Below are 11381 nucleotides of genomic sequence, written 5' to 3'. Positions count from 1 at the left end.
ACACGATCGACCATCCAAATCATCTCCCTCTCTTCCTTGCCCACGGAATCACCAATCCGATTCTGTGCAAAGCCCTCCTTGTGGGAGAAGGTGGCCGAGCGAAGCTCGGTCGGATGAGGGGTGCTCCAGCTTGACGCAAACTCTCGTATACATCGGCAAAATCACCAACGCCTCATTCCGTCCAACACCCCTCAACCGTCTCGGCGCTGCGCGCCGATCCACCTTCTCCCACAAGGGGAGAAGGGAAGGAGCCCTCAACTCCCCAGTGGACCCACCCCCAGCGTCTTCGGCGCCGTCAGCCCGCCATGTCCCGATACGGCGTTGCCGGCATCGGGCGCCAGCCGCATGAATGACAGCGATGCAGCGGCCGACACCGCCGCGACAATGAAGAACGCGATGTGGAAGTCGCTCAGCGTCAGCGCCCCGCCATGGATTGTCGTCGACACTTCCAGAATGCCGCCGGCCAGCGCCACGCCGAGCGCGATCGACAGTTGCTGGAACACTGCGGCGATCGGCGTTGCCCTGCTGGTGTCGGCGGTCGAAATCTCGGCATAGGCTAGCGCGTTGATGCCGGTGAAGAACATCGAGCGGATGAATCCGCCGGCGAGCAAGGCGGCGAGGATCAGCAGATACGGCGTCTCGGGCGTCAGCAGGCCGTTGATGGCAATCGACGCCGCCGCGATCAACGAGCCGAAGATCAGCACGCGGCGGAAGCCGGCGACCCGGAAGATCAGCGCGGTGACGAATTTCATGCCGATGGCGCCGATCGCCGCCACGAAGGTGATCATTCCCGACTGGAACGGCGTCAGCCCGAAGCCGATCTGGAACATCAGCGGCAAAAGGAAGGGTACGGCGCCGATGCCGATGCGAAACAGCCCGCCGCCGAGGACCGAGGCGCGGAACACCTGGTTGCGGAACAGTTCGAGCGCCAGCAGCGGATTTTTGGAGCGGCGCGCATGCAGGAGGTAAAGCACGGCTGAAACCAGCCCGACAGCCACGGTGAGGAAGCCGGCAATCGGCGGCAATGCCGGCAGGCTGACCACCGACAGGCCGAAAACGATGCCCGATGCCGCCAGGCCGCTCAGCACGAAGCCGATGAAATCGAGCGGCGGCGTCGGCGCCGCTTCGGTCTCCGGCAGGAAGCGCGTGGCCAGCCAGATGCCGATCAGCCCGATCGGCACATTGATCAGGAAGATCCAGTGCCAGCTGAAATAGGTGGTGATGAAACCGCCGACCGGCGGCCCGACGAGCGGCCCGACCAATGCCGGAACGGTCAGCCACGAAATCGCGGCGACGAGCTCGCTCTTCGGCGTGGCGCGCACCAGCACCAGCCGTCCCACCGGCGTCATCATGGCGCCGCCAATGCCTTGCAGGAAGCGTGAGACGACGAAGGCCGGCAGCGAATTCGACACCGCGCAAGCGACCGATCCGACGATGAACACGGCAATCGCGGCGCGAAACACGGTCTTGGCGCCAAAATGGTCGGCCATCCAGCCGCTGATCGGAATGAACACCGCCAGCGACACCAGATAGGCGGTCAGCGCCAGCTTGAGCGCCACCGGGCTGGTCTGGAGGTCGACGGCGATCGCCGGCAGCGACGTTGCGATAACGGTCGAATCCATGTTTTCCATGAAAAGGGCGACCGCCAGGATAAGCGGAATGGTGCGGTTCATGGAGCGCGTCCGGATTCGATTGTTGCCGACCGTGGCAAGCCGACAGGGAGGGCGGTTACCACGGGGTGCATTGGATGTCGCCTTAACTTGCTGTCACATTTGTGCGACCGCGCAGCGGGCATGCTCGAAGCCGGCAAAGAATGGCGCCCAAATAAAAAACCGCCTCGGCGGCGGGTCGCTGGCGCAAATCCGCCAATTCTCGACGTCGGCACCGCCCCTCATCGCCCTGCCGGGCACTTCTCCCCGTATAGTGACGGGGAGAAGGGGCTGGCCGCACGCTCGGCGTTCTTTCTGCGACGCTGGAGATTGGCGAAATCCTTTGCGAAGGCGTTCCTCTCCCCGTCACTATACGGGGAGAGGATGTCGGCAGGCAGGTTAGGGGCGGCGCAAACCTGAAGCGATTGCCCGCCGGCCTGCCCAGGCAACACTCAATCCGCGCAGAGCAGCGGTGAATGCCGGTCGCCATCCGTCACCGCGAAAGGCATTAGCTGAGTTCGCGGCCCTGTCGTGCACAAGCAATCGGCTTTTCAACGGCGACCGGACGTGTTACGAGCCAGCGCCAATCCTGAAAGGGAAGAAGACGAGTCGGCGCTGTCCATCCGGTCCAGCGCTTTTCATGCATTCCGAGGGCTGGCCATGGCAAAGATTATCGAAACGTCCACGGGCGCATTGGCGCTGACCTTTGACGATGTGCTGCTGCAGCCGGGTCATTCCGAGGTCATGCCCGGCGAAACCGATATCCGCACCCGCATTGCCGGCGACATCGACCTCAACGTGCCGATCCTGTCCGCCGCCATGGATACCGTCACCGAGGCGCGTCTCGCCATCGCCATGGCCCAGGCCGGCGGCATCGGCGTCATCCACCGTAATTTCTCGCCGGCCGAACAGGCCGAGCAGGTGCGGCAAGTCAAGAAATTCGAATCCGGCATGGTGGTGAACCCCGTCACCATTGGCCCCGATGCGACGCTCGCCGACGCCCTGGGGCTGATGCGCACCTATAGCATCTCGGGCATTCCGGTGGTCGAGAATGGCGGCGCTGGCGGGCACACGGTCGGCCGGCTGGTCGGCATCCTGACCAATCGCGACGTGCGCTTCGCTTCCGACCCGGGCCAGAAAGTCTACGAGCTGATGACCCGTGAGAACCTGATCACGGTCAAGGAAAATGTCGATCAGGACGAGGCCAAGCGGCTCCTGCACCAGCACCGCATCGAGAAGCTGGTCGTGGTCGATAGCGGCGGCAATTGCGTCGGATTGATCACCGTGAAGGACATCGAGAAGTCGCAGCTCAACCCGCACGCCACCAAGGACGTGCAGGGGCGCCTGCGCGCGGCGGCCGCCACCAGCGTCGGCGATGACGGTTTTGAGCGCGCCGAGCGGCTCATCGATGCCGGCGTCGACCTTTTGGTGATCGACACCGCGCATGGTCACTCGCAACGCGTGCTCGATGCGGTGACGCGGGCCAAGAAACTGTCCAATTCGGTTCGCATCCTGGCCGGTAACGTCGCCACTTCAGAAGGCACGCTGGCGCTGATCGATGCCGGCGCCGATGCCGTCAAGGTCGGCATCGGGCCGGGTTCCATCTGCACCACCCGCATTGTCGCCGGCGTCGGCACGCCGCAGCTTTCGGCGATCATGTCGGCGGTCGAGACGGCGCAGAAATCGGGCGTCTCGGTCATCGCCGATGGCGGCATCAAATATTCCGGCGATCTCGCCAAGGCGCTCGCCGCCGGCGCCAGTGCCGCCATGATCGGGTCGCTGCTGGCCGGCACCGACGAGAGCCCGGGCGAAGTCTATCTGCACCAGGGCCGCTCGTTCAAAGCCTATCGCGGCATGGGCTCGGTCGGCGCCATGGCGCGTGGCTCCGCCGACCGCTATTTCCAGGCCGAGGTTCGCGACACGCTGAAACTGGTGCCGGAAGGCATCGAAGGCCAGGTGCCTTACAAAGGACCTGTGTCCGGCGTGCTGCACCAGCTTGCCGGCGGCCTGAAAGCCGCTATGGGTTATGTCGGCGGGCGCGACCTTGCCGATTTCCGCGACCGCGCCACCTTTGTACGCATATCCAACGCCGGACTTCGTGAAAGCCACGCCCATGACGTCACGATCACCCGCGAAAGCCCGAATTACCCCGGCGGAGCCTAACCAGATCGCACGAAGCCTGACGGCAATGATGCTGCGGCTGTCGCGCCACGCTGCCGCGCTCTGTTTTGTCTGCGCGGCGGTTTTCGTCGCCATGACGGCGATGGAGTTCCTCTATTTCCGCCAGCTGAGCGGCGGCCTGCCGTCGCTCGATTTGCGCTTTGCCGGGTTCACCCCGGACGAGGGCATGGCCTGGCTGACGGCGCTCGGCCGGCGCGGCAGCGAGATCATCCTGGTCTGGCACTACCTGACCTTCGACCTGCTGTTCCCGGCGCTGCTGTCGCTGACATTGGTCAGCCTGATCCTTGCCGCCGGGCGGCGGCTGAAGAACTTCCGGGCTCTGTCCGCCCAGATCCAGTCGCTGTTCGCGCTCGTCCTGGTGCTGCCCTACACGCTTGCCGATTATGCGCAGAACATCGCGGTGGCCCGCATGCTCTCCGATTTCCTGTCGGCCAATCCGGACTCGCTGTCCTTCGCCTCGGCGCTGATCGTCATCAAATTCGCGCTTCTGGCGATACCGGTGATCGTCATCGCGGTTCTCCACCTGGCCGCTCTGAAACAGCGCTGACTGCCCTTCTCCCACAAGGAGGGTTTTGCACAGAGATTCTGTTCACGAGACGTCTCAGAATCAGACGCGAACAAACCAGAATCGAAGACGGAACCTTGTTCTTCTGTGCAAAGCCCTCACAAGGGGAGAAAGTCTGGCGACTGCTACAAATCGAACAGCGCGATCTTGCGCTTGTCGAACTTGATGGCGAGCTCGCCGCGCACCAGTTTGAGCGCCGCCTCGCCGAACACGGCGCGTCGCCAGCCTTGCAAGGCCGCCACGTCGGCGTCCTCGCCCTCGGCGGCGATGCGGTCGATGTCGTCGCTTGAGGCCAGCACCTTCGAAGCGACGCCCTCCTTTTCTGCGACGATCCGCAACAGCACTTTCAGCAGTTCCGCGGCGGCGTTGGAGCCTTCGGGCGGCTGAAAACTCTTCGGCAGCTTCGGCATCTCTTCCCTGGGCAAGGCAAGCGCGCTGTTGACCGCGCCAAGCAGCGCCGTTGCCGTCGCCGAGCGTTCCCAGCCTTTCGGCGTGGTGCGCAGCTTGCCGAGTGCTGCCGCATCGCGCGGCGCCTGCTGCGCCACCTCGTAGATGGCGTCGTCCTTGAGCACCCGGCCGCGCGGCACGTCGCGTTCGCGCGCCTCACGCTCGCGCCACGCCGCCACCGCTTGCACGATCGCCAGCTCCTGCGGCTTGCGCAGCCGCATCTTCAGCCGCTTCCAGGCGTCCTCCGGATGCGGATCGTAGGTTTCGCGGGCGGTCAGGACGTCCATCTCCTCGTTCAGCCAGTGGGCGCGGTTTTCCCGCACCAGCTCGGCGCTGAGGTGCTGGTAGACCTCGATCAGATGAGTGACGTCGGCAAGCGCGTAGTCGAGCTGTTTCTCGGAAAGCGGCCGGTGGCGCCAGTCGGTGAAACGTGAGGACTTGTCGAGCCGAGCGCCGGTGATTTTTTGGACGAGCTGGTCATAGGAGACGCTGTCGCCGAAGCCGCAAACCATCGCCGCCACCTGGGTGTCGAACACAGGATGCGGCACCAGATCGCCGAGATGAACGATGATTTCGATGTCCTGGCGCGCCGCATGGAAAACTTTGACGACCGCCTCGTTGGCCATCAGCCTGAAGAACGGCTTCAGGTCGATATCGGGTGACAGCGGGTCGATCAGCGCCGTCACCCCGGGCGCCGCCATCTGGATCAGGCAGAGTATCGGCCAAAAGGTCGTCTCGCGAATGAATTCGGTGTCGACGGTGACGAAATCCGACTTTTCGAACGTGGCGAGAGCGGTCTCGAGTTCTTTTTGGGTGGTGATGACGTGCATCAAATCGCTTTTGGCAAAGTGTAAGGTCTCCTTCAATTTCAGCCGCGCGGGCTTTCGTCAAGCCGCTGTCCGGGTTTCAAGACCTGGCGGGCCGTCATCATTGCCTGGCAGGCCCGTCGGAATCATCGTTGCGCTTGGCCAGCCGGGCGAACACCGTCGATGTGCGCAAAAGGCCGATGAAACGGCTGCGATGGCCGGCCGGCACGCCCGATCGCACCTGCATCCGGTACAGGATGACGACGACGAAGATGGCGTAGACGGTGGCGGTGAACACGAACAGCGCGCTTGGCCCGAAATACTGCATCGCCGTCGAGGCGGCGAACGGCCCGCCAATGGCGCCGAAGGAATAGAACAGCATCAGCGCCGCGTTGATCAGCACGAACTCGCCCTTGTCGGCGCGGTCGTTGGAGTGCGCCGCCGACAACGAATAGAGCGGCATGGCGAAGCAGCCGAAGATGAAAACGATCACGAAGTTGAGGGACGGATCGCTGCGCGCCCAGAACACCAGCGCCAGCGACGCCAGCAGCGCGCAGCACGTCGTTATCAGCAGCACCGAACGCCGGTCCCAGCGGTCGGACAGATAGCCGAGCGGATACTGGATGATGGCGCCGCCGAATATGCCGACGCTGACGAAGGTGACGACGTCGGTGACTGACATGCCGATCTGTTCGGCATAGACCGGCGACAAGGTGCGAAAAGCGCTGTTGGTGACGCCGACGGCAATGCAGCCGAAGCAGCCGAGCGGCGAGATCCGCCAGACGCGGGCGAGGTCGAGCTTGACGTCTTCGGGCGGGGTCGGGTTGGAGCGATCGCCGAGCGACACCGGCACCAGCGAGAGCGTGATCATGATCGACATGACGGCGAAGATGGCGAAACCGCCGGCGCCGACGATCGGGATCAGGAACTGTGCGCCGGTGACCGAACCGATGTCGACCATCCGGTAGATGGCCAGCACCCGCGCGCGGTCCTTGTTGGCGGCCCCGGAATTGAGCCAGGCTTCCATGATGGTGAACAGGCCGGCGAAGCAGAAGCCGCCGACGAGACGCAACGCGCACCACATGACCGGGTCGACGACCAGCACCAAAAGCAATGTCCCGGCCGAAGCGATCGCCGCCAGCGCGGAAAACGCGCGGACATGGCCGACGGCCTTCATGATGTGGGTGACGGCGAGGCAGCCGAGCAGGAAGCCGGCGAAATAGAACGTCCCCATCAGGCCGATGGTCGAGGCCGAAAACCCCTCCTGCGCCCCGCGCAATGCGATCAAGGTGCTCTGCAGGCCGTTGCCGCCGAGCAGGATGCCGGCGGCAATAAGGAGCGGGATCAGCGGGCGCATGGAGGACATGAAGGAGGGCCTGTCGTTGATCCTTCTTGAACCATCGCCCACGCCAATGCCAGCGGCAATTGCCGGCGGTTAGCAGGCCAGCGCCGGCTATCAACGTATCAGTTTGATTTTAGCTGGGAATCCTTCGCGCTGCCGATGGCGCACTCGGGTGGCTTGCCGCCCTACCGAAGAATTCTGTTTGTCATCAGCCATTTGACGGAGCGGGGCCACGCGTGATTCGCACCCATCCGCAGATCGGTAAAACCCTGCGAAACAGGTTGCCCGGTATCAGCGTCGAGGATGCGAATGAACATCGTATGCTCTGTTCGGCTGACGCGCGTTACGACGCCCAGCAAGGCAAGAGACGCGCCGTGCTCTTTGGCGATCTTGCTTTCACAGCCGCCGCAATTGCGCAATCCGTGCGGCGCCGCCTGCTCATCCCCGGCTGGCACATCAAGCACTGTAAAGCGCCCTGACTGGGAGAGCATGTCCTTCGCCATTTGTGCCGACTCGGACAGATAGCGCCTATCATGTTCATCCGGCGGAATTATGCCTGCGCCAGCGCTCTTGTCTTCCAATTCGAAAGGAAACACCTCGATGGACATCGGCTTTGTCTGTGCGTGTGCAAATGCGCAGGTGCCGACAAGCAGCATCACCAGGACAGTCAATGTGCGAATGCGCATGGTAGTCCTCCCGCCAATGTGACGGCCATTGTACACGGCTCGGCCACGCTGATCACGATCAGGCGGAGGAAATTCTACACTTTGACTGTGGTGCGGAGTTTTCACACAGCCACGGACGAATGCCGAAGTTCGAATCAAGGTGCTGCCCGGGCGACGCCTGCCTTGACAAAGGCGGCCTCTCATGTGCTTTTCGCGCAAATTTTCGGGCCGGGCCATCATGCCTTGGCCGCAATCAGACATCCGGACTTACCCATGACAATGCATCGTTACCGCAGCCATACCTGTGCCCAGTTGAGGAAAAGCGACGTCGGCTCTTCCGTTCGCCTTTCGGGCTGGGTGCATCGCGTACGCGATCATGGCGGCCTGCTGTTCATCGATTTGCGCGACCACTATGGCCTGACGCAGATCGTCGCCGACCCGGATTCGCCGGCTTTCAAGATTGCCGAGACCGTGCGCGGCGAATGGGTCGTCCGCGTCGACGGCGAGGTCAAGGCCCGTCTGGCCGAGACCGCGAACGCCAATTTGCCGACCGGCGAAATCGAGGTTTTCGCGCGCGAGATCGAAGTGCTGTCGGCGGCCAAGGAACTGCCGCTGCCGGTGTTCGGCGAGCCGGACTATCCCGAGGACATCCGTCTCAAATACCGCTTCCTCGATTTGCGCCGCGACACGCTGCACAAGAACATCGTGGCGCGCACGAAGATCATCGCCGAGATGCGCAAGCGCATGGGCGAGGTCGGCTTCACCGAATTCTCGACGCCGATCCTGACCGCTTCGTCGCCCGAAGGCGCGCGTGATTTCCTGGTGCCGTCACGTATCCATCCCGGCACCTTTTACGCGCTGCCGCAGGCGCCGCAGATATACAAGCAATTGATCATGGTGTCGGGCTTCGACCGTTACTTCCAGATAGCGCCTTGCTTCCGCGACGAGGACCCGCGCGCCGACCGGCTGCCGGGCGAATTCTACCAACTCGACCTGGAAATGAGCTTCGTCGAGCAGGACGACATTCTGGCGACCATGGAGCCGGTGATGCGGGGCGTGTTCGAGACCTTTGCCGCCGGCAAGCCGGTGACGCAGGAGTTTCCGCGCATCGCCTATGACGTCGCCATGCGCAAATACGGCACCGACAAGCCGGACCTGCGCAACCCGATCGAGATGCAGGCGGTCTCCGAACATTTCCGCGAGTCCGGCTTCAAGGTGTTCGCCAACATCCTTGCCAACGACCCGAAGGCCGAGGTCTGGGCCATTCCGGCCAGGACCGGCGGTTCACGCGCTTTCTGCGACCGGATGAATTCCTGGGCGCAAGGCGAGGGCCAGCCGGGCCTCGGCTACATCTTCTGGCGCAAGGAGGGCGAAAAGCTCGAAGGCGCCGGCCCGCTCGCCAAGAACATCGGCGAGGAGCGCACCGAGGCAATCCGCCTCCAGCTCGGTCTTGCCGATGGCGACGCCGCCTTCTTCGTCGCCGGCGACCCGAAAAAGTTCGTCTCGTTCGCGGGCGCGGCGCGCACCCGCGCCGGCGAGGAGCTGAACTTGGTCGATCGCGACCGTTTCGAACTATGCTGGATCGTCGACTTTCCCTTCTTCGAATGGAACGAGGACGAGAAAAAAATCGATTTCGCCCACAACCCGTTCTCGATGCCGCAGGGCGGCATCGATGCGCTCAACGGTGAGGATCTGCTCGGCATCAAAGCGTTCCAGTATGACATGGTCTGCAATGGTTTCGAGATCGCCAGCGGCGGCATCCGCAACCATCTGCCGGAAACCATGGTCAAGGCATTCGAGACTGTCGGGCTCAATCGCGAGACGGTCGAGGAGCGCTTCGGCGGCCTCTACCGCGCGTTCCAGTACGGCGCACCGCCGCATGGCGGCATGGCGGCCGGCATCGACCGCGTCGTCATGCTGCTGGTCGGTGCCAGGAACCTTCGTGAAGTGACGATGTTCCCGATGAACCAGCAGGCCTATGATCTGTTGATGAGCGCGCCGTCGGAAGCCAGCCCGCAACAGCTTCGCGAATTGTCGCTGCGCGTCGCAGTGACCAAGAAAGAGGGTTAAAAACCTCCCGCAACCGACTCTAAACGCTGTCGTTTTGCGCTGCCCCTCATTGCCCTGCCGTGCATTTCTCCCCGTATAGTGACGGGGAGAAAGACACTGTCACAAATGATTTCGCCAACTGCCAGCGTTGCAAGATGGGCGCCAACGTCGCGGCCATCTCCCTTCTCCCCGTCACTATACGGGGAGAAGGTGCCGGCAGTCGGATGAGGGGCGGCGCTGACGCTCCCAGGCCCGCTCCAATCAGTCTTCGTTCGCCTTGACCGTCACGCCAAGCGTCTTCGTCAGGTCCGCCGGGTTGGACATGGCTCCTGCCATGATCAGCGCGAACGGCACCGCTGCCGGCGGCTCGGCCAGGATCTCGATGCTCTGCGGATCGTCGAGATATTTGCCGACCGCAGCCGACACCTGCGTCGTCAATTCCGGATTGTTGAGCTGCGCCATGCCGAAAGGCACGACCGCCTTGGCCTGGTTGGCGACATCCTTGCCGGACATGCCTTGCTGCTTGCCGACATAGTCCAGCACCTTGTTGGTCAGCGAATCATCGTCGAAGCGGATCGAAGCGCTGTTGAACGAAAGCTGCTGCAAAACGCCAAGCATGGCCATGCCTTGCGCCGAATTGTCGGCGCCTTCGGGCTGCGCCGCCATCTTCTTCTGCATCTCCTGCAGCGACTTGATGACGTCAAGCGTGTAGCCGCCGAAACCGAAGGTCATGCCGAGCGTTCCGGCATTGTCGACGGAGATGTCGTATTTCGACAGCTCCATCTTGCCGTCCGCAGGCTGCCAGGTGCCCTCCATGGCAAGGTTTCCGGTGATGTTCTGGTAGCCGAGCGCGTTGATCACGTCCTTGGACTTCGGGTCCTCGACCAGCGTCAGGTCGGCATTGAACTTTTCCGTGGTGCCGGAAAACGCCATCGCCTTGCCGTCGGCTGGCGGGGTGATTTCGATGGCGAGCCCGTCCATCGAGAAGGCGGTCTTGTCGGCGACCTTGACCGTCATGTTGTCGAGCTCGGCCGATTCATACATCATCATTGAACCGAGCGGGCCTGTGGCGCCGTCGGCCGGAACCGTCATGTCGTGGATGATGAAGGGGCTGAGGTCGAGCGTGACGCCGTTTTCGCTGTGCTGGAATGCCGAAGTCGAGACGGTTTCGATTTCATAACCGCCATTGGCTTCGGTCACGCCTTCGAGCTTGATGTCGCCGATCTTGAGCGCTTCCTTTTCGGCCGCCGGTTTGAGGGCCACGCCCTGCAGCACCATGCTGGAGGCATCGCCCGTCACCCCGGTCCAGGAGATGTCGACGCCCTGCGCGGCGAGAGCCGCCTTCAGCCGGTCGGCGACCGCCGCATCTTGCGCGAGGGCCGCATTCAGCGGCAGCGTCAGCAGCAAGGTCGAAAAAGCGAGTTTGTTGAGTGTCGAGCGTCTGATCGTCATCGCGGTTCCCTGAGAGTGTGCTGAAGATTTTTCAATTTGTTGCGCCGTCACCCTTCCGTGACGAACTGGACGGGAAAAAGGCGTTCCGCCGCACAATGGTCGAAAACCACCGCGAAAGGCAAATCCGATCCATTGCCATAGAAGCGGGATGTAACCGAGTGATGTTGCTGGCATCCAGTTCGTATTGCGCAAGAGGCTGCCCCATTCAGGCGCCTCTTGCCGCGA

General features: G+C 62.9%; 8 protein-coding genes. 3 read left to right on the top strand and 5 right to left on the bottom strand.

Features of this window, described 5'->3' with window-relative positions; translation table 11 throughout:
* Positions 1–254 precede the first annotated feature (254 nt).
* Complete coding sequence (locus AC0L2A_RS25315; RefSeq protein ID WP_473611125.1) at positions 255–1673, bottom strand: MFS transporter; 1419 nt, start codon at positions 1671–1673, stop codon at positions 255–257.
* A gap of 636 nt (positions 1674–2309) precedes the next feature.
* Here AC0L2A_RS25315 and guaB point away from each other — a divergent pair.
* Together guaB and AC0L2A_RS25305 are read left to right on the top strand one after the other, a co-directional pair.
* On the top strand, positions 2310–3812 hold the full coding sequence (gene guaB, locus AC0L2A_RS25310) for an IMP dehydrogenase (RefSeq protein ID WP_473611124.1): 1503 nt from the start codon (positions 2310–2312) through the stop codon (positions 3810–3812).
* 25 nt (positions 3813–3837) lie between these two features.
* Positions 3838–4377 carry a hypothetical protein gene (locus tag AC0L2A_RS25305; protein WP_473611123.1) on the top strand — a complete coding sequence of 180 codons (540 nt, stop codon included), beginning with the start codon at positions 3838–3840 and terminating at the stop codon, positions 4375–4377.
* A 143-nt stretch (positions 4378–4520) separates the two neighbouring features.
* On the opposite strand, the gene rnd is transcribed toward AC0L2A_RS25305, so the two are convergent.
* The 3 genes from rnd to AC0L2A_RS25290 form a co-directional block, all read right to left on the bottom strand.
* Entirely contained in the window at positions 4521–5672 is a 1152-nt protein-coding gene (gene rnd, locus AC0L2A_RS25300) for a ribonuclease D (protein ID WP_473611121.1), read from the bottom strand.
* Between the two features lie 97 nt (positions 5673–5769).
* Positions 5770–7014, bottom strand: coding sequence for an MFS transporter (locus tag AC0L2A_RS25295; RefSeq protein ID WP_473611120.1), 1245 nt, complete (start codon positions 7012–7014; stop codon positions 5770–5772).
* A 161-nt stretch (positions 7015–7175) separates the two neighbouring features.
* Positions 7176–7676 (bottom strand): DUF3280 domain-containing protein, encoded by a 501-nt coding sequence (locus tag AC0L2A_RS25290; protein ID WP_473611119.1) that lies wholly within the window; start codon positions 7674–7676, stop codon positions 7176–7178.
* 258 nt (positions 7677–7934) lie between these two features.
* Here AC0L2A_RS25290 and aspS point away from each other — a divergent pair, with 258 nt between their 5' ends.
* The gene (gene aspS, locus AC0L2A_RS25285) at positions 7935–9725 is read left to right on the top strand and encodes an aspartate--tRNA ligase (RefSeq protein ID WP_473516449.1); all 1791 of its coding nucleotides are present in this window, start codon (positions 7935–7937) and stop codon (positions 9723–9725) included.
* A 240-nt stretch (positions 9726–9965) separates the two neighbouring features.
* On the opposite strand, the gene AC0L2A_RS25280 is transcribed toward aspS, so the two are convergent.
* Complete coding sequence (locus AC0L2A_RS25280) at positions 9966–11156, bottom strand: hypothetical protein (protein WP_473611117.1); 1191 nt, start codon at positions 11154–11156, stop codon at positions 9966–9968.
* Positions 11157–11381 lie beyond the last annotated feature (225 nt).

The organism is Mesorhizobium sp. WSM4844, assembly GCF_055811775.1.
The sequence above is the reverse complement of the archived record's forward strand: the minus strand, read 5'-3'. Positions and strand labels throughout refer to the sequence as shown.

Coding starts and splice junctions, on each gene's coding strand:
- guaB (WP_473611124.1), top strand. CDS start 2,310: ATGGCAAAGATTATCGAAACGTCCACGGGCGCATTGGCGCTGACCTTT.
- AC0L2A_RS25305 (WP_473611123.1), top strand. CDS start 3,838: ATGATGCTGCGGCTGTCGCGCCACGCTGCCGCGCTCTGTTTTGTCTGC.
- AC0L2A_RS25290 (WP_473611119.1), bottom strand. CDS start 7,676: ATGCGCATTCGCACATTGACTGTCCTGGTGATGCTGCTTGTCGGCACC.
- AC0L2A_RS25280 (WP_473611117.1), bottom strand. CDS start 11,156: ATGACGATCAGACGCTCGACACTCAACAAACTCGCTTTTTCGACCTTG.
- AC0L2A_RS25295 (WP_473611120.1), bottom strand. CDS start 7,014: ATGTCCTCCATGCGCCCGCTGATCCCGCTCCTTATTGCCGCCGGCATC.
- rnd (WP_473611121.1), bottom strand. CDS start 5,672: ATGCACGTCATCACCACCCAAAAAGAACTCGAGACCGCTCTCGCCACG.
- aspS (WP_473516449.1), top strand. CDS start 7,935: ATGCATCGTTACCGCAGCCATACCTGTGCCCAGTTGAGGAAAAGCGAC.
- AC0L2A_RS25315 (WP_473611125.1), bottom strand. CDS start 1,673: ATGAACCGCACCATTCCGCTTATCCTGGCGGTCGCCCTTTTCATGGAA.